Raw genomic sequence first — 16,476 nt, 5'->3', positions numbered from 1 at the left:
GTGACTAACGAATTATCAATTTGCCTCTCATCAATAACGGTCCGGCGATACCCGGCAGCGACATCAGCAGCAGAATTCCGATCAGGATGCCATAGCCGGCGTCGCCGATTGCCGCTGGACCTTGGGTTGCGTCGGTTGCAGCAAATCGGCTGGCGGCAACCATGGCGAACCCGATGACAGGCTGCGAGATGCCTGCGAAAATTCCCGCCGCTGTCGTATTTACCGACGCGCCAACGCCGATGAGGTCCGCGGTGTAAAGCTTCTTGGTGCATTTCAGCACGAGCGGTACCGTCCCGCCGGCGACAAGCCCGAGTGCGGTGAACACGATGGTGACATAGACGAGGCCGAACGCATGCGCGACCGGTGGCAGCAGCATCGCAATCAGGATCATCCGCAGCGAACAGATGCGGATCAGCGCGCCGTCGAGTGCAGCCGCCGCACGGTCGGCGGCGTGGCCAAGAAAGATCGAGCCGACCGCATTGCCGATCATGAAGGCGAGCAGGGGAGTTCCTGCCGCCGTCGGAGAGATATTGAAGAAATGCGCCACCATCGGAATGCCCCAGACGCCGGACAACGTCGTCACAACCGCGAAGTGGGACGCAAAGGTCATGGCGCAGCCCCAGTTCGCGATATGCGACAGGGATTGCCGGGCAGCGACGACAACGCTTTTCAGCGTCTTGTTGCTGCGCGGCGCCGGATCAGGTTTCAGCGTGACCTTGGCGAAAGCAAGGTTGGCCAGACCAACGCCGGCGATGAACAGGAAACAGGCGCGCCAGCCAAAACCCGTCACCGCCGCCGCGAGCGGCGTTGTCGCGAGGACGCCGCCGACGTAGCCCGACACCTGCGAGATGCCAGACATAACCCCGAACCGCTCGTCGGTGAAGCTCAGTGCGACAAGCTTCAACAGCGCGGTGAAGACGAGCGCGTCTCCGCAGGCGACGATGAGGCGGGCCGCAAAAACGTCCAGCAGGTTCGGCGCCAGCGCAAATGCGGCACTCCCCAGCGAAGATGCCGCCATGCTGCACAGCACCACCCGCTTGACGCCATAGCGGTCGACCAGAAGGCCCGCCGGAATCTGCATCAAGGTGTAGCCCCAGAAATAACTGGAGGCGAGCATCGCGACGCCCGCGGCGTCGGTGCTGAAGTCGTGCATGAAGTTGAGGCTGACCGATTGCGGCGATACCCGTTGCAGGAATGCGATCGCGTAAGCGGTGGCCACCGTCCCCCAGGCCAGATAGGCACGATCAGCGAACCGGGAGGTCGGAGCGAACACGGCTTGTTGTCCAAGCATCGACATCACACCCTCGCATAGCCGACCGAGAACAGGGCATCCGCTGAATTTGGAATCATGCGGGACATCGCGGCATCGACCAGCGACGCCGTGCCATAGTAGGTCTGCCGATGATGCTCGATATGGCCATAGGCGCCCCGCATGATCATGCCGGGCACTTCGAGTGGCTTGCCCGGATAAAGCGACGAGCACAATTCGACGCAGGCCGCTTGCAATGCGGGATCCTGCGCGTCGCCAAGCAGCGAGGGTGTCACCTTTTCGCAGATCTTGGCGTTAGCCGCCCATACGATGGGATTTCGTGTCCGCCATCCGTAGAGCACGCTACAGTCGCCTTTCTGGGCGGCTCCGGAGCATTTCAGCACTTCGGAGGTAAAGAAACCGTAAAAGCCGCGGCCCTGGTGGGCGGGAAGCACCTCCGTACCGCTGCGGTAGACCGCAAGCCCGCCCGAAATCTGCAGCACGCGATAGACTGAAAACGCCACCAGGCCGGAGCCGTCGTAGACCAGTATGAGGCTGTACTTGCTGTCGAATGGGGAGGAGGCTGCGGTCCAGTGCGGCTCCGTCGCCTTCCAATTGACGGCGATGATGCCGTTCATGGCGTCCATCAGCGGCTGCCGGTCGGAGGCGGCGATGCGTGACGCGTCAGGGAAACTGTAGACTGCGCAATCCGTCCAGGGCGAGGTGATCGCCCGACATTGGCTGCCCAGATTCCGCAACATGGCCGAACTCCAGTTACCCATCGTGAGCTATACAGGCGAGGCTCGAATGGCTTAAAGGACAATATGCCCTCGAAATCTGCCAAATCCCGCCGTCCCGACCCGCGCGAAGAAACGCTGACGCGGTGCATCGCGATCGTCGCCTTCCCCGGAGTAACCCTGCTCGATATCTCCGGGCCGGCGCAGGTGTTCGCCGAGTTGCAGGCGATCGAACTACCCGGCCCCGGCTATTCGCTGTCATATCTCTCGACCTCGGGCGGGCTGGTGCCGACAGACGTCGGCATGATGGTGGACACCGCGCCGATCGACAGCGTCCGGCCGCACCAGGTCGATACGCTGGTGATCCCGGGCGGCCCCGGCATCTGGGAAATGCGCAAAGACGCCCAGTTGATGAAGTGGATTGCGCAGACGCTGCCCAAGGCACGCCGCGTCGCCTCGGTATGCCTCGGGGCTTTCGCGCTGGCCTGGACCGGCGTGCTGGATGGAAAGCGCGCCGCGACCCATTGGCGCTATTGCCCGAGACTGCAGGACAGCTTCCCCAACATCCGCGTCGAGCCGAATGCGATCTTCGTCAAGGACGGACGGGTCTGGTCATCGGCCGGTGTCAGCGCCGGCATCGACCTGGCGCTGGCCATGATCGAGGAGGATTTCGGCCATACCACCGCGCTCGACGTCGCGCGCAGACTGGTGGTTTTTCTGAAGCGGCCTGGCGGTCAGAGCCAGTTTTCTACCGTGCTCGCGGCGCAGGCCTCCGACGTCGAAGGGCGTTTTAGTGCACTGCACGCCTGGATCATCGAAAACATCGCAAGCGATCTCAAGGTCGAGACGCTCGCTGAAAAGGCCGGGATGACGCCCCGGACCTTCGCCCGCACTTACGCCAGCCGTACCGGCATGACGCCGGCGAGCGGCGTCGAGGCGTTGCGTGTCGAAACTGCGCGGTTGTTGCTGGAAAGCAGGCAAATCGGCGGTGTGGTGGAGGTGGCCAAACGCGCCGGCTTCGGCGACGACGAGCGCATGCGGCGGGCGTTCCTGCGGCACCTCGGCGTATCGCCCACAGAGTACCGAAATCGCTTTTCGGGCGGCTGAACGGTAGGGGGCGCCGCGCCCGCGGCCACGAAGTTCCCCTGTGTTGGTCCGGAAAATGCGCCAAGCTCAGGCCTTTTTGGCCGCAATCGAACCCGACGCTGGCCTCATGAAAATGCTGGCCGTCATTTCGCTTCTCGCGCTGCTTACGATTTCCGGGGCGGCCTATACCGACCAGCTTTTCTTGGGCGATCAGCAGATGACGCAAGGGACGAATTAAATTCGCCTCTGAAGCGCCTTGGGGACGACAGCAATGCTTTCGATTGATCAATTCCTGAGATTCATCAGCGTCCCGGCCGTCATGGCGGCATTCCTGATCGCTTCCCAGGTCTCGGGCGAGGGAATTTTCCACGCCGCGCCGATGCACCTCGCTGGCGAATAGCAGCCCTCCGTTTCTGCGCCGGATTCACCCGTTCAAGGCGGTAGCTTTTCCCGTTTATCTGCGGCTAATGTGCCGCCAAAACGGGAGAGAAGCACCATGAATGACGGGACCCCCATCCGGCCCGCGAGAAACATCGAACTCGGCGCCAGCGGCGAAGAATTCCAGAATCTCCACGAATTCGTGCGGAAAGCCCGTGCCCGGCTGAACCAGAACGCATGGGATTACATCGTCGGCGCCTCGGAGACCGAGACCACCATGCGCCGCAACCGCATGGCGCTCGACGAAATTGCGTTCCGGCCGCGCGTGCTGCGCAATGTTGCCCAGGTCGACGCGTCGGCGAACCTGTTCGGCCGCAAATTGCGCTTGCCGGTGATGATCGCACCGGTTGGCGCGCTTGAGATTTTCGATCCCGGCGCCGGCGCGGCCGTCGCGCGCGGAGCCGGCAGGTTCGGCGCCGCGCATATGCTGAGTTCGGTGTCCGAGCCGGGGCTTGAGGATACCGCAAATGCCGCGCCCGATGCGTTGCGCATCTATCAGCTCTATGTCCGCGGCGATGATGCCTTCGTCGAAGACGTGGTCAGCCGCTCCATCGCCAACGGCTATACGGCGTTCTGTCTGACCGTCGACACCGCCCATTACAGCCGGCGGGAGCGCGACATCGCCAAGCGGTACGTCCGCGAAAGCCGCATTCGCGCCACCGGCGGCGACTTCCAGAAGGGGCTGGAGTGGCGCACCGTGAAACTGATCAAGGACAAGTATAAGATCCCGCTGGTGCTCAAGGGGATCGCCACCGCAGAGGACGCGGCCATCGCGCTCGACCATGGGGTGGACTGGATCTATGTGTCGAACCACGGCGGACGTCAGCTCGACCACGGCCGCGGCTCGATGCATGTGCTGCCTGAGATCGTTCGGGCAGTCGCAGGCCGCGCCAAGATCATGGTCGACGGCTCGGTCTGCCGCGGCACCGACATCGTGAAAGCGATCGCATCCGGCGCGGATCTGGTCGGCATCGGCCGACTGCAATGCTGGGCGCTTGCCGCGGCGGGCGAAGCCGGCATCGTGCGAATGCTGGAATTGCTCGAGGATGAAGTGCTCCGGTGCCTGGGACTGCTGGGAGTCACCAGCTTTGCCGAACTTAACAAGTCCTATCTGCACGCGGCGACCCCGACCAACCTGCCGAGCGTCTTCAGTGCCTTCCCGCTGCTCGATATCGAACCGTATCGCTATTGAGGACGGCGACTTCAGAGCCAACCGGCTTGGTCGGACGGCCTCATGCATTGAAGCCGCCGATGTCCGGTCTTCGCTGCAGTCCCTGGTATCGGTTTGAAGGAACCCGGTGACAACTTCGCATGATCCGGCGCTTGCAAAATTCCGCCGCCGCGAAGACAAAATCTGAGCGAAATGCCCCACTAGTCGAAGCGAATGGTGGACAATCCCTTCACTGAATTAAGCCTCGAAAGAGCTATCGATCTTCGCTGGACACTGCGCGACATTCAGGCCCGCCGGCTGAAAATGTCGCCTGTCAGCATCGAGGATTTGCGCGTTCTGACCGACCTCGGTCTGATTGAGCTGCGCGATGAGGGGCCTGTGCTGACGCAGGCGGGAACGGCCGTACTGAACGGATAATATCGGCGTCGGTGATCGGAAAATCCGATCTAGCGTGCCTTCAGGAAGCTCTCACCGGAATTGCAGGGAGTGCATCGGTAGGTCAGCACATCATAGCTTTGATCGCGCGGCTCGATCAGGGCCAGTCTCATCTGCGCGCCGCATTTCATGCAGGGCATTTCTATACTGGTTTGAAAGCGCGTGCATGTCGGTGTCGGCCGGAATGTTTGCAGCATCGTATCCCCAATGTCTCCAAAAGAGACGCAACGCCACAGACTATCGGCCCAAGCCGCGAATCAGTATGCCATATTGCTGACATCATTGGAATCGGGCGCGGCTTCCGTATGAGTATGGCAATGCCAAGGAAATAATTCCCTTGTGAGGGGTCGACGGAGGCCGGCCGGAGGCTTCCCCGGACCGGTCGCATCGGCCAATACTGCACAGACGCCGTCCGGATGTATGCTAACGTCCGGCACGACATTGGAGAAAGCGATCATGATTGAACCGAAAATTGAAGTTCCGGCGGAACTGCGCGATCTGGCCGAAAAGACCATTGATCAGGCGGAAAAGGCGTTTGGCATGTTTTTCGACGCCGCCGGCAAATCGATGACGTCGATGCCGGGCCCGGGAACCGAGATTTCCAGGCAGGCGCTCTCGTTCACCGAACAGAATATGAAGGCAGCGTTCGAGCATGCTCGAAAGCTGGTCCACGCGACGGACCTGCAGGAAGCAATGCGGATCCAGTCGGAATTTTTGCGCAGCCAGTTCACCAACGCCGGCGAACATATGCGACAGATCACGGGCGACGTCATGTCGGCCGCCAAGGACGCAACAAAGGGCAAGTTCTGACGAACGCGATCGTTAGCGCCGGCGCGCTACCGCGACGCCGAACAGAAAGGCGACGAACAGGCTCGCCAGCGGCGCTTCCCGCGTGATCGCGCTTATGGTGGCAAGCGGTTTTCCCGGTCGCCGCGCCGTTACGATCGTTTCACTCGGACGATCGACCGCAGCCTGAGGCCCAGCAGACATTTCGGTGATCGTTCGCGATACGTCGGTCGCGGTATCGATTGCGCGCTCCGCCAACATGGAGCGGAATTATTCGAAAGAAATCCTTCAAAGCCAAGCTGCGGGGGAATCCGTACGCCGGCGTTTGACACGTCGGGCAAATCACGGGCATAACGCCATCATCGCGAAAGTTTCGGGGCTCGGGAGCGCTTCAGCGCACGCTGACGAATGCGCCCCAAAGCGCGGCAAGACAGGCGCCAACGAACACGAGAAGAGGATTGTCGCAAAACGGGCTGCCATATTGGCACATCGTGATACCGAATGAGCCGATCTCGTGATGGCTGGCGGCATAGAACAGACCTGATAAAACCGCGAGCACGACAGCAGCGAAATACATCAACGGCCTCCTTGCGATCCGACGGGCCGATGGCTCCGCTGCCAAGCGACCAACAATTCTTGTTTCGATGTCCGCGCGACGAACCGGAAATGTCCACTTGACTTGTCGGGCAAATCAGGGGCACACCGACATGATCGCCGATATCATACAGCCCGGGCCGAGAGATCGGCAGCGGGCTTTTTATTTGTCGGGGTCCTATCGGAAGAGACAGTTTCAAATTATCGAACCTGTTTCGTCGCATTTTCCGTAGTTTGTTGACGCCTTCGAAAAAGATTTGACACGTCGGGCAAATCACGGGCATACCGTCATCATCGCAAAACATCTGAAGCCCGCGCGGAGAAATCCGCCGCGGGCTTTTTCATTGGAATTTTCGAATCGGACGGCGGCCGCACGTCACGACGCCACATCTCCCATGCCCGTCGCCTGAGCGTCGTCTGCGCGCCGTCGTCCGAGCCTTCCACTTGAACACCGATTAGCCGGCACGCGCGAACGTGCCGGTGCGCGGCGTGGACCTGGAGTTCACGTCCGCACGCGGCCCCGCAGGGATAAGGTTCGCGCCCCAAACGATCGCACGCGAGCGGTCTGCCGCACATTAATTCAGAGGGGAATCCGATGACCGCATATCTGATATCGCTCGCGTTGGCCGGCCTGATCGCCATCGCGTCATGGGAGGCACTCGCATGACGGCGGAGATCATCCAGTTCATCCCGCGCCCCAAGCATGGGCGCGAGCAGACCGATTTTCCGACCATCGTGTTTCGCTCGGCCCTGCCTGACGATCCCACCATGGATCGCGCGGACGATACGGCGCCGTGCGAATATATCCAGCCGGACTGGCACGAGAAGTAAATGGCGAAAACCATCACTGAAATTCGCTCGCTGGCGCGTAGCCACACCAGGACGGCAATCAACGTGCTGGTCCGGATCATGCGCAGCAAGGATGCGACCGCGGCCGCGCGCGTTACGGCGGCCAATGCCATTCTGGACCGAGGCTGGGGCAAGGCGACGCAACCGCTGGAAAGCGGTGACGACGGCGCGCTTGAACTGATCCATCGAATTGAGCGTGTCATTGTCCATCCTGAAAATCCAGACCGCTAAAGTTTTCGAGCCGCTGCTCAAGCCCGCGCGATACAAGGCTGCGCACGGCGGTCGAGGTTCCGGAAAATCCCATTTCTTCGGAGAGCTTCTGGTGGAAACTTGCCAAGCCGAACGCGGTACTCTCGCGGTCTGCATCCGCGAGGCGCAGCGGACGCTGGCGCAATCTTCAAAATGCCTGATCGAAAGCAAGATCGCCTCGCTCGGGATCGCGAATGGTTTCAAGCCGTTCAGCGACAAGATCGAAACAAGGGGGACGGCGTCATTATCTTTCGCGGCATGCAGAGCTACACTTTCAAGGCGGTTATTACCGTGATCGTCACGGGCTTCGTCGGCGCGGTCTGGCTTGGCGTCAAGGCGACTCTCGGTAAATGATCCGTGTCGTTGTGTTGGTCGTAGCGCTGTTGGCGTCATGCCCCGCGCACGCCATCCCTTGCTGGGCTGTCAGGAAGGCGGTGGCCCAATACGGCGAAGCAGCCGTTGAAGCATGGGCGCGCGCCAAGGGCATTTCAGAGAAGGAAATCGAGAAAGCGAGGCGGTGCCTCAGGTAGCCGGCCTGATCGATGATCGGAACATCTCCGGCGTTTTGTTACTCAGCCACCTTCCAAGAATTACCGGGTCATTCCTGTGGTCGGCGACGCACAGCTCCGCGATCGACCGCCTCATGACTTCGCAGGCAGCGAGACCATCTTCCGGGGTGGCATCGCGAACGTTCATCGGCAAATCGTGTACCAAACGCCATCGGCCGGCAACACAAATTTCAGGTTTAGGGCGTCACCGATGTACCGGATTCGCGAGGTCGACGGGCAGGACGACGACATTTCAGAGACGCTAGCCGAACTTCATCGGTTGACATTCTTTGACGGCGCGCCCGTTCCCGAATTCGATCACGGGCATTGGTGGCTCGCCCTTCACGAGACTGGGCCGGTCGCCTTTGCGGGTATCATTCCCTCGACCCACGTTTGTAATGCCGGCTATTTCTGCCGCGTCGGCGTATTGAAAAGGCATTCTGGAAACCGGCTTCAATTGCGCTTGATGCGCGCCGTGGAAGCGCGTGGGCGATTGAATGGATGGAGCTCGGTCGTCTCCGACACGACCGATAATCTGGCATCGGCCAACAACTTTATCCGCGCCGGCTATCTTCTATATCGGCCGCGAAATCCCTGGGCGTGGCCGAACACGCTGTATTGGCGCAAAGCTATCCGGTGAGGGCTGAACAGAAGCAAGCACGCTAGCTACGAACTCCTGGATCAGGCACGGAAGTTCCGCGTGCTCCGATATCCCTTAATTCGCCCGGTGGCCTGACGGCCGCCGGGCGTTTTTTCGTTTATGGGGACCGGCATGGCCGATGGCGTTACCAGCGCCATGAACAGCTGTTTCATGCTGTTCCGGCATATCCGGCCATCGGCGCGGAGCCGGTATCGGATTGTGTCGGCCAGAGGCGGGTCAGGGTCCATGGCGGGGGCAAGGGCTGCCGGCGTCCGTGCCCGGTCAAGCAGCCTCTTTCACCTTCGACCCTAGCCGAGGTACGGGCGATTATGCTTTGATGCGCGCGGGCTGATGCCTGAACAACAAGCCGTACAAAACGGCGACCGGGCGGCCAAGGTTGCCGGGTCAAAACAAAGGGAGGCGTGCCTTGGCAAGCTCCGGCCGTACCATGTTGGCCAAGATATGGGATCAGCATGTCATCGCGCGACTTGGCGATGATACTGATCTTCTCCATGTTGACCGTCATCTGCTGCACGACCTGGGCGGGTCGCGGGGGCTCCTTGATCTCAAAAGTCGCGGCCTTTCCGTTCACAATGCGGAACTAACGTTCGCAACGCCGGATCATGCGATTTCGACGGCGCGCGGACGCGCGGGTACGATCAAGATCGGGCAGGAATTGCTGGCAGCCTTGCGGGTGGAAACGTCTGCCAGCGGCATCCAGATGTTCGATATCGACGAGCCCGGGCAGGGGATCGTTCATGTCATCGGGCCTGAACTTGGTCTGAGCCTGCCGGGTTGCCTGATCGTGTGCGGCGACAGTCATACCTGCACCCATGGCGGCCTGGGAGCGCTGGCCTTCGGCATCGGCTCAAGCGAGTTGACGCATGTGCTGGCCACTCAGGCACTGATCCAGCGCCGCCCAAAAACCATGCGCGTGAGGTTCGAAGGCAAGCTGTCGCTCGGCGTCACGGCCAAGGATCTGATCCTCGCGCTGATCGGCCAGGTCGGCGCTGCGGGCGGCACCGGATATGCCGTCGAATATGCCGGGAATGCCATGTGCGAAATGCCGGTCGAAGGGCGGCTTACCATCTGCAATTTGTCGATCGAACTTGGTGCCAAGATGGGCATGGTGGCACCGGACGAGAAGACCTTTGAGTATCTGCGCGGGCGCCTCTATGCGCCCCAAGGCGAGATGTGGGGGCGGGCCGTCAAGGCGTGGCGCGAGCTCCCGAGCGACCCCGACGCCGGTTTCGACAAGGAAGTCGTGATCGATGTCACGAAGATCGTCCCGCAAGTGACCTGGGGCATTAGCCCGGAACATGTCATCGGGGTCGATGGCCGCATTCCTGATCCCGAGGGAATTGACGATCCTGCGCGTCGCGCTGCGGTCGAGACCGCGCTGGATTATATGGGCTTGAAGCCGGGTGCCGCCATCGCCGGTACACCGGTGGACTGGGTCTTCATCGGCTCCTGCACCAATAGCCGCCTAAGCGATCTCCGCGCCGCAGCTGAAGTCGCGCGTGGCCGCAAGGTTGCCGCGGGCGTGCGGGCCTGGATCGTGCCTGGCTCGGAGACGGTCAAGCGCGATGCGGTCGCCGAAGGGCTCGACAAGCTGTTCACCGATGCCGGCTTCGAATGGCGCGAGCCCGGATGCTCGATGTGTCTGGCCGCCAATGGCGAAACCGTTGCGCCCGGGCTGCGCTCGGTCTCCACTTCCAATCGCAACTTTGTCGGTCGTCAGGGACCCCGGGCCCGGACCCATCTGGCGAGCCCGGCGATGGCCGCGGCCGCCGCAATCGCCGGTGCCATTGCCGATGTGCGGACGATGGAGCGTTGAGATGTCGAAGCCATTCAACAAACTGACCGCGATCGCCGCACCGATCATGCGCGGCAATATCGACACCGACGTTATCATCCGCATCGAGCGGCTGGTTGGAAATTCCGTCCGCGGGACGCTGGGCAAATGGGCCTTTGGCGCGCTCCGTTATCTGCCCGATGGTTCGGAAAATCCTGAATTCATCCTGAATCGCGAACCTTATCGACGAGCTGAAATCCTCGTCACGGGTCCGAATTTTGGCTGCGGCTCTTCTCGTGAGGGTGCCGTATGGTCGCTGCAGGAGATGGGCATTCGTGCCATCATCGGGTCAGGATTCGGCGACATTTTTTTTGCGAACTGCTTCCAGAACGGAATTCTCCCGATCGTCGTCGACAAGGAGATTGTCGACGGCCTTGCCGCGGAAATAGAGATCACCCAAGGCGCAGGGCGGATTGGCATCGATCTCGAGGGGCAGACGATTACTTCGCCAACGGGCAAGAAGCACAGTTTCGAGATCGATCCGCGTCGTCGCGAGGGCCTCTTACGAGGGCTCGATGAAGTTGCGTTAACGCTGCAGCGTGACGACGAAATCCGGGCCTTCCAGGCCTCCGACCGCGAGGCGCGGCCATGGATCCATTTTACAAGGAAATCGGCATGAATAATCGCTCCAACATGGTCAAGGTTGCCGTAGTCGGCGGCGAGGGCATCGGCCCCGAAGTGACGGCGCAGTCGCACCGGGTTCTCAACTGGTTTACCGCCAAACGTGGCGTGCCCATGACGATGCGCGAAGCGCAATACGGCATCATCCCATACCTGGCGACCGGAAAGGTGCTGCCGGACGATACTGTCGAAGCGATGGAAGAGGCCGACGCCATCGTATGGGGCGCGACCGGTGGCCCCGAAACCAAGGAGGTGCCGGCGGCGGCGCGCAAGGCGGGCAGCTTGCTTGGGCTCCGAAGCAAATACGATCTTTACGCCAATTTGCGGCCCATCGTTGCCAATCCGGCACTATCGGATTCCGCGCCCCTCAAGGCGCATGTGCTGAAAGGCGTCGATTTTGTCATCATTCGCGAACTGACCAGCGGCATCTATTTCGGAGAGCCGCGCGGCATCGAGACGCTCGCCGACGGGCAACGGCGCGGTTTCAACACCGAGCAATACACCACCAACCAAATTCGCCGCGTGGCGCGGTCGGCATTCGAACTGGCGCGTACACGCAGGAACAAGGTCTGTTCGGTGGACAAGGCTAATGTGCTTGAAACCAGTGTGGTATGGCGTGAAGAAGTTATCGCTTTGCATAGAGAAGAATTTTCCGACGTGGAGCTCACCCATCTGTATGTCGACAACGCAGCTATGCAGATCGTTCGCGAACCCGCACAGTTCGACGTGATGGTGACCGGCAATATCTTCGGCGACATCCTGTCCGATTGCGCCGCGATGGCGTCTGGCTCGCTCGGCATGCTGCCGTCGGCTTCGCTTGGTCCAGTGGACAAATTCGGCCGACGCAAGGCGTTGTATGAACCGGTTCACGGCAGCGCGCCCGATATTGCAGGCAAAGGCATCGCCAATCCGCTCGGCTCGATCTTGAGTGTCGCAATGATGCTCCGCATGACGCTGAATCGGCCCGAGGATGCGGATTTGCTTGAGAAGGCGGTAGACGCGGCCTTGGCCGCCGGCGCACGAACCGCCGATATCGCCGAGCCGGGTGCGAAGAAACTCTCGACAGTCCAAATGGGAGACGCGGTGCTAAGCGCGCTTGAGAAGGTCGCCGGCAGGGAGAGGGAGAACGCATAATGGCCTATGTTGCAAGGCGTTCGGCACTGACGATTATCGCGGGCGGCGGTTTCGCCCTGGCCGCGGGGAGGGCGAGAGCGGAAGACAAGATCGGTCGCGCGATCTATCCCGTCGCGGTCCCCGTGTACCAGACGCACTTCATCGCGGATCGGGTCGGATACTTCAAGGAAGCCGGCCTCGACTGCAAACTGGTACAGGGCGGCAGCGGCGTCAAGACGCGTGAGATCATTGCATCGTCACAAGGTGACCTCGGCATCGGCGATATTACCCATCCAATGCAGCTCAGCAATCACGGTCGTGCGGGGCGCGTCCTGATGCCGGTCGATACCCGTTCGAGTTCGGTGATGTTCATTATTCGCAAGGATTTGTTCGATCAGGGTATCAATTCACTCGAAGCGTTGACAACCTGGAAACGGCCGGACGGACGCAAGCCGATTGTTTCGGTTTCGTCATTGGGTGGCACCAACCACGTCTGGGCGTCCTATTACATGGAGACGATGGGGCTCGATCAGATGGTGACATGGATCGGGACCGGCAATGTCGACACCATGCTGGGTTCATTAAAGACCAAGCAGGTCGATGTGCTCGTGAGTTCGCTGTCGCTGTTGAACGATTCCAGGAAACAGGGCTGGGGCACTCTGTTGTTTGATGGAACGGACGAAACGATCTGGAATAAATATATCGGCGGCAAGGTTCCGGTGACATCACATTTCACTCTTCAATCGACGATCGACAAAGATCCGGCCAAGATGCAGGCCTTTGTCACGGCGATCTGGCGGGCGACACAATGGATCAAGACACACACGCCCGAGCAAATCTACGACGCGATCGAGCCTTATGTTGGCAGTACTTCACGCGCCGCCAATATCCTCGAAATCACGGCGCTGCAAAAGGTCGCTGACTATGAGGCGAGCATCGATGCGGCGGGCTTCGCCCGCGGCCAAAAAGTCTGGTTCCGGGAAATGACCGGGATCAAGCCGCTCACGATTGCCGAAGTCGTCAGCCCGACTTTCATCGAGGCGGCGCGAAAGGCATATCCCGCTTGAATATACCGACGCTGTCTCCGACGTCCGTTGCTCGGTCTACCGATGCCGAACGCATCGATGTCAGGGGCTTGAGCAAATCGTTTCAGCTCGCGGGAAACGCGATCGAGGCGGTCCGCGATGTTTCATTCAGTGTCCGGCGCGGCGAATTTGTTGCGTTGCTGGGCCCGTCCGGCTCCGGCAAGAGCACGATCCTCAATATGATCGCGACGCTGGTAAGGCCGAGCAGCGGCGAGATCCTGATTGATGGCAAACCGGTCGTTGCCGGCAAGGCGACGCCCAATGTCGGTTACGTGTTCCAGCGCGATACGCTGTTTCCGTGGCGCACCGTTGCCGACAATATCGGCTACGGGTTGCAACTTGCCGGCGTCGCTGACGCCGAGCGCAAGGAGCGTGTCGCCGCCTGTGTCGCACAGGCGGGCTTAGAGGGTTTCGAGCAGGCGTACCCTTCAACCCTCTCGGGCGGCATGCGCCAGCGCGCGGCACTGATGCGAACCTTGGTGGTAGAGCCGCAGATCCTGCTGATGGACGAACCGTTCGGTGCGCTCGATACTCATACCACGATCGATATGCATGAGGTGTTGCTGCGGATCTGGGACCGCGAGCAGCAAACCGTCTTGTTCGTGACGCACGACCTCGGTGAAGCCCTGACGCTAGCCGACCGCATCATCCTGTTCTCGGCGCGTCCCGGCCGGATCAAGGACACGTTCGATGTGGATTTCGCGCGGCCGCGCGACGCGGTGAGGGTGCGTGAGACGCCTCGTTACGCCGAATTGTTCCAGCACATCTGGCATTCGCTCGGCGAGGAGTTCGTCAAGGGGCGTAGCCCATGAGGATGCCGCGACACCGCGCCAACACGTTGGCATGGCAGATATCGATCTGCATTGCCGTGCTGTCGATATGGCAGTGGGGCTACGATCTGCATGCCAGATTTCCATCGCTGGTTCCGGACCTGCTCGATCCCTATTTTGTGTCGAAGCCATCGGAGATTTTCGAGCATTTCCTGATTCTGAGCTGCCTCAAGTCCAAGCTGGGCATGTTCAACGGCTGGCTCAACGGCGACTTCGCCAAATGCATGGCGCGAAACGAGAACAACCTCTGGATCGCGACCGCCATTACGCTGAAGAACACCTTTTTCGGGTTTGTCTTTGGCGTGTCGTCGGGCTTTGCAGCGGGATTGCTGCTGGGGCGCTCGGACCGGCTCAGCGACATCTTTCAGCCCTTTATCACTGCGGTTAATTCGATTCCTCGCATCGCGTTGGCGCCGATTATCGTATTGGCGTTCGGAATAGGTGACACGTCGAAGGTCGTGACATCGTGGATCGTGGTGGTGTTTCTGGTGTTCTTCAACACCTTCGAGGGGGCGCGCTCGATTGACGAAGGCTACATAAACGCCGCGCGCCTATTGGGAGCCAGCGAATGGCAGATTACCCGCACGGTGGTGATTCCATCGACCATGGCCTGGGTTTTTGCCTCGCTGTCTCCGGCGATATCCTTTGCGCTGATAGGCGTCATTGTCGGTGAGTTCATCGGTGCGGAACGCGGTATCGGACGCCTTATCATCGAGTCCGAAGCACGGGCGGAAGCCTCCGGCATGATGGTCGCCGTCATCGTGCTGATGTTGGTCGGCGTTGCGCTATCGGCGATGATCTGGCGGCTGCAGGCATATCTGTTGCGCTGGCAGCAGCACAATATGGCGGAGTAACCATGTTTCCGGCATGCCTTGATCATTGGTGACCAGGCGATAGACTGATGGGATAGTGTCGGCCACATCCGGATCGCAACGACCGGGCCGAGCGAGGAAACACCAATGGCAGGGGACGGCCGCAGGCCAGATGCAAGCATGTCCGCGGGACCGGGCACAGACACCTATGTTGCCATGGTCGCGCGTGCCGAGGCGCTGATCCCGAAATTGCGCGAGCGCGCGTCCAAGACCGAAGACCTGCGGCGCCTGCCGCCAGAAACTGAACGCGATTTGCACGATGCCGGTTTGTTCCGAATCGTGCAGCCCAAACGCGTTGGCGGGTCCGAGCTCGATTATGTGGCGTTGGTCGACTGCGCCAATGCGCTCGGGCAGGCCGATGCTTCCGTGGCATGGAATTTTGCCAATCTCGCAAGCCATCACTGGATGCTGGGAATGTTCGATCGGCATGCGCAGGATGCGGTCTGGAGCAAGGACGCCGACGCATTGATTGCGTCCTCCTTTATCTTCGCGGCTGGTCGGGCCACGAAAGTCGAAGGTGGATATACGCTGAACGGCCATTGGCCGTTTTCGTCAGGTGTGGAGTCCTGCGAATGGAATATGCTCGCCAGCGTAGTGTGGTCCGAAGATGAAGCTGACGGCGTCGAGTACCGGATTTTCCTGCTCAACAAGAGCGACTACAAGATCAACGACACCTGGAACGCGACGGGGTTGCGGGGAACGGGGTCGAACGATGTCAGAGTTGTGGATGCATTTGTTGCCGATCGGATGACGATTGCGGTCGGCGATCTGACCGGCGGACCGACGCCGGGTAGTTCCGTGAATCCGAACGCGCTTTATGCTCTACCGGTTTTTTCGTTGTTTCCCTATGTGCTGTCCGGGGTGGGTCTTGGCAACGCACAAGCGTGTCTGGATGACTATGTCGAAATCGCTCGACATCGCGCTTCGACCTATAGTCGCGCCAAGGTCGGCGACATGCAGAGCACCCAGATCAAGATCGCCGAGGCCTCTGCCAAGATAGATGCAGCGCGTCTCATCATGCGTACAAACTGCATCGAGGCGATGGCGGATGCAAAGCGGGGCCATGTTCCCGATATCGCCGCCAAGACGAGGCTACGTCGTGACGGTGCGTTTTCGGTCAATCTCTGCACTGATGCGGTGTCGCTGCTGTTTACGGCGAGTGGCGCACGGAGCCTGTTTACGTCGGGTGCGCTGCAGCGGCAGTTTCGCGATGCGCATGCGGTGAATTCACACCTCGCGTTCAATTTCGACGCGGCGGGGACCAATTATGGACGCGTGGCGCTTGGCCTGCCGTCCGAAAACTTGACGCTTTGAGGTC

General features: G+C 60.6%; 21 protein-coding genes. 17 read left to right on the top strand and 4 right to left on the bottom strand.

Annotated elements, in window-relative coordinates; translation table 11 throughout:
- Positions 1-4 precede the first annotated feature (4 nt).
- Together NL528_RS33305 and NL528_RS33300 are read right to left on the bottom strand one after the other, a co-directional pair.
- Entirely contained in the window at positions 5-1,297 is a 1,293-nt protein-coding gene (locus NL528_RS33305) for an MFS transporter (RefSeq protein ID WP_309178594.1), read from the bottom strand.
- Positions 1,297-2,010: a hypothetical protein gene (locus tag NL528_RS33300; RefSeq protein ID WP_309178593.1), complete on the bottom strand. Its 714-nt coding sequence runs from the start codon at positions 2,008-2,010 to the stop codon at positions 1,297-1,299. Before NL528_RS33300 ends, NL528_RS33305 begins: the two co-directional genes overlap by 1 nt.
- Positions 2,011-2,073: 63 nt before the next feature.
- Between NL528_RS33300 and NL528_RS33295 the strand changes: the two genes are divergently transcribed.
- The 6 genes from NL528_RS33295 (at position 2,074) to NL528_RS33270 (ending at position 5,926) form a co-directional block, all read left to right on the top strand.
- Positions 2,074-3,093 (top strand): DJ-1/PfpI family protein, encoded by a 1,020-nt coding sequence (locus NL528_RS33295; RefSeq protein WP_309178592.1) that lies wholly within the window; start codon positions 2,074-2,076, stop codon positions 3,091-3,093.
- Between the two features lie 55 nt (positions 3,094-3,148).
- A complete protein-coding gene (locus NL528_RS33290; RefSeq protein ID WP_309178591.1) occupies positions 3,149-3,310 on the top strand; it encodes a hypothetical protein in 162 nt (53 codons plus the stop codon).
- A gap of 33 nt (positions 3,311-3,343) precedes the next feature.
- A complete protein-coding gene (locus NL528_RS33285; RefSeq protein WP_309178590.1) occupies positions 3,344-3,472 on the top strand; it encodes a hypothetical protein in 129 nt (42 codons plus the stop codon).
- 96 nt (positions 3,473-3,568) lie between these two features.
- Entirely contained in the window at positions 3,569-4,702 is a 1,134-nt protein-coding gene (locus tag NL528_RS33280) for an alpha-hydroxy acid oxidase (protein WP_309178589.1), read from the top strand.
- A gap of 192 nt (positions 4,703-4,894) precedes the next feature.
- Positions 4,895-5,098: a hypothetical protein gene (locus NL528_RS33275; RefSeq protein WP_309178587.1), complete on the top strand. Its 204-nt coding sequence runs from the start codon at positions 4,895-4,897 to the stop codon at positions 5,096-5,098.
- Positions 5,099-5,572: 474 nt separating this feature from the next.
- Positions 5,573-5,926 carry a phasin gene (locus NL528_RS33270; RefSeq protein ID WP_074278281.1) on the top strand — a complete coding sequence of 118 codons (354 nt, stop codon included), beginning with the start codon at positions 5,573-5,575 and terminating at the stop codon, positions 5,924-5,926.
- A gap of 12 nt (positions 5,927-5,938) precedes the next feature.
- Here the strand turns inward: NL528_RS33270 and NL528_RS33265 are convergent, their stop codons facing one another.
- Both NL528_RS33265 and NL528_RS33260 read right to left on the bottom strand, forming a co-directional pair.
- Positions 5,939-6,163 (bottom strand): hypothetical protein, encoded by a 225-nt coding sequence (locus tag NL528_RS33265; RefSeq protein ID WP_309178585.1) that lies wholly within the window; start codon positions 6,161-6,163, stop codon positions 5,939-5,941.
- A 130-nt stretch (positions 6,164-6,293) separates the two neighbouring features.
- Positions 6,294-6,479 (bottom strand): hypothetical protein, encoded by a 186-nt coding sequence (locus NL528_RS33260; RefSeq protein ID WP_309178584.1) that lies wholly within the window; start codon positions 6,477-6,479, stop codon positions 6,294-6,296.
- Positions 6,480-7,159: 680 nt separating this feature from the next.
- Here NL528_RS33260 and NL528_RS33255 point away from each other — a divergent pair.
- From NL528_RS33255 to NL528_RS33205, 11 genes are all read left to right on the top strand, one after another.
- Positions 7,160-7,327, top strand: a complete 168-nt coding sequence (locus NL528_RS33255) for a hypothetical protein (protein ID WP_309178583.1) — start codon at positions 7,160-7,162, stop codon at positions 7,325-7,327.
- Entirely contained in the window at positions 7,328-7,576 is a 249-nt protein-coding gene (locus tag NL528_RS33250) for a hypothetical protein (protein ID WP_309178581.1), read from the top strand.
- Positions 7,548-7,889: a phage terminase large subunit gene (locus NL528_RS33245; RefSeq protein WP_309178580.1), complete on the top strand. Its 342-nt coding sequence runs from the start codon at positions 7,548-7,550 to the stop codon at positions 7,887-7,889. Before NL528_RS33250 ends, NL528_RS33245 begins: the two co-directional genes overlap by 29 nt.
- A gap of 464 nt (positions 7,890-8,353) precedes the next feature.
- Positions 8,354-8,782, top strand: coding sequence for a GNAT family N-acetyltransferase (locus tag NL528_RS33240; protein ID WP_309178578.1), 429 nt, complete (start codon positions 8,354-8,356; stop codon positions 8,780-8,782).
- A gap of 448 nt (positions 8,783-9,230) precedes the next feature.
- On the top strand, positions 9,231-10,619 hold the full coding sequence (gene leuC / locus NL528_RS33235; protein WP_309185107.1) for a 3-isopropylmalate dehydratase large subunit: 1,389 nt from the start codon (positions 9,231-9,233) through the stop codon (positions 10,617-10,619).
- Between the two features lies 1 nt (position 10,620).
- Positions 10,621-11,256, top strand: a complete 636-nt coding sequence (gene leuD, locus NL528_RS33230) for a 3-isopropylmalate dehydratase small subunit (RefSeq protein ID WP_309178577.1) — start codon at positions 10,621-10,623, stop codon at positions 11,254-11,256.
- Positions 11,253-12,392: a 3-isopropylmalate dehydrogenase gene (gene leuB, locus NL528_RS33225; RefSeq protein ID WP_309178575.1), complete on the top strand. Its 1,140-nt coding sequence runs from the start codon at positions 11,253-11,255 to the stop codon at positions 12,390-12,392. The genes leuD and leuB overlap by 4 nt, the downstream gene beginning before the upstream one ends.
- The gene (locus tag NL528_RS33220) at positions 12,392-13,438 is read left to right on the top strand and encodes an ABC transporter substrate-binding protein (RefSeq protein WP_309178574.1); all 1,047 of its coding nucleotides are present in this window, start codon (positions 12,392-12,394) and stop codon (positions 13,436-13,438) included. The genes leuB and NL528_RS33220 overlap by 1 nt, the downstream gene beginning before the upstream one ends.
- The gene (locus NL528_RS33215) at positions 13,435-14,268 is read left to right on the top strand and encodes an ABC transporter ATP-binding protein (RefSeq protein WP_309178572.1); all 834 of its coding nucleotides are present in this window, start codon (positions 13,435-13,437) and stop codon (positions 14,266-14,268) included. The genes NL528_RS33220 and NL528_RS33215 overlap by 4 nt, the downstream gene beginning before the upstream one ends.
- A complete protein-coding gene (locus NL528_RS33210; RefSeq protein ID WP_309178570.1) occupies positions 14,265-15,140 on the top strand; it encodes an ABC transporter permease in 876 nt (291 codons plus the stop codon). Before NL528_RS33215 ends, NL528_RS33210 begins: the two co-directional genes overlap by 4 nt.
- A gap of 138 nt (positions 15,141-15,278) precedes the next feature.
- On the top strand, positions 15,279-16,472 hold the full coding sequence (locus tag NL528_RS33205; protein ID WP_309178568.1) for an acyl-CoA dehydrogenase family protein: 1,194 nt from the start codon (positions 15,279-15,281) through the stop codon (positions 16,470-16,472).
- Positions 16,473-16,476 lie beyond the last annotated feature (4 nt).

Source organism: Bradyrhizobium sp. Ash2021 (genome assembly GCF_031202265.1).
GTDB lineage: Bacteria > Pseudomonadota > Alphaproteobacteria > Rhizobiales > Xanthobacteraceae > Bradyrhizobium.
The sequence above is the reverse complement of the archived record's forward strand: the minus strand, read 5'-3'. Positions and strand labels throughout refer to the sequence as shown.

What these genes read in the sequence shown, in the direction of transcription:
- NL528_RS33305 (WP_309178594.1), bottom strand. Translation starts at nt 1,297, where the DNA reads ATGTCGATGCTTGGACAACAAGCCGTGTTCGCTCCGACCTCCCGGTTC.
- NL528_RS33300 (WP_309178593.1), bottom strand. Translation starts at nt 2,010, where the DNA reads ATGTTGCGGAATCTGGGCAGCCAATGTCGGGCGATCACCTCGCCCTGG.
- NL528_RS33295 (WP_309178592.1), top strand. Translation starts at nt 2,074, where the DNA reads ATGCCCTCGAAATCTGCCAAATCCCGCCGTCCCGACCCGCGCGAAGAA.
- NL528_RS33290 (WP_309178591.1), top strand. Translation starts at nt 3,149, where the DNA reads ATGCGCCAAGCTCAGGCCTTTTTGGCCGCAATCGAACCCGACGCTGGC.
- NL528_RS33285 (WP_309178590.1), top strand. Translation starts at nt 3,344, where the DNA reads ATGCTTTCGATTGATCAATTCCTGAGATTCATCAGCGTCCCGGCCGTC.
- NL528_RS33280 (WP_309178589.1), top strand. Translation starts at nt 3,569, where the DNA reads ATGAATGACGGGACCCCCATCCGGCCCGCGAGAAACATCGAACTCGGC.
- NL528_RS33275 (WP_309178587.1), top strand. Translation starts at nt 4,895, where the DNA reads ATGGTGGACAATCCCTTCACTGAATTAAGCCTCGAAAGAGCTATCGAT.
- NL528_RS33270 (WP_074278281.1), top strand. Translation starts at nt 5,573, where the DNA reads ATGATTGAACCGAAAATTGAAGTTCCGGCGGAACTGCGCGATCTGGCC.
- NL528_RS33265 (WP_309178585.1), bottom strand. Translation starts at nt 6,163, where the DNA reads ATGTTGGCGGAGCGCGCAATCGATACCGCGACCGACGTATCGCGAACG.
- NL528_RS33260 (WP_309178584.1), bottom strand. Translation starts at nt 6,479, where the DNA reads ATGTATTTCGCTGCTGTCGTGCTCGCGGTTTTATCAGGTCTGTTCTAT.
- NL528_RS33255 (WP_309178583.1), top strand. Translation starts at nt 7,160, where the DNA reads ATGACGGCGGAGATCATCCAGTTCATCCCGCGCCCCAAGCATGGGCGC.
- NL528_RS33250 (WP_309178581.1), top strand. Translation starts at nt 7,328, where the DNA reads ATGGCGAAAACCATCACTGAAATTCGCTCGCTGGCGCGTAGCCACACC.
- NL528_RS33240 (WP_309178578.1), top strand. Translation starts at nt 8,354, where the DNA reads ATGTACCGGATTCGCGAGGTCGACGGGCAGGACGACGACATTTCAGAG.
- leuC (WP_309185107.1), top strand. Translation starts at nt 9,231, where the DNA reads ATGTTGGCCAAGATATGGGATCAGCATGTCATCGCGCGACTTGGCGAT.
- leuD (WP_309178577.1), top strand. Translation starts at nt 10,621, where the DNA reads ATGTCGAAGCCATTCAACAAACTGACCGCGATCGCCGCACCGATCATG.
- leuB (WP_309178575.1), top strand. Translation starts at nt 11,253, where the DNA reads ATGAATAATCGCTCCAACATGGTCAAGGTTGCCGTAGTCGGCGGCGAG.
- NL528_RS33220 (WP_309178574.1), top strand. Translation starts at nt 12,392, where the DNA reads ATGGCCTATGTTGCAAGGCGTTCGGCACTGACGATTATCGCGGGCGGC.
- NL528_RS33210 (WP_309178570.1), top strand. Translation starts at nt 14,265, where the DNA reads ATGAGGATGCCGCGACACCGCGCCAACACGTTGGCATGGCAGATATCG.
- NL528_RS33205 (WP_309178568.1), top strand. Translation starts at nt 15,279, where the DNA reads ATGTCCGCGGGACCGGGCACAGACACCTATGTTGCCATGGTCGCGCGT.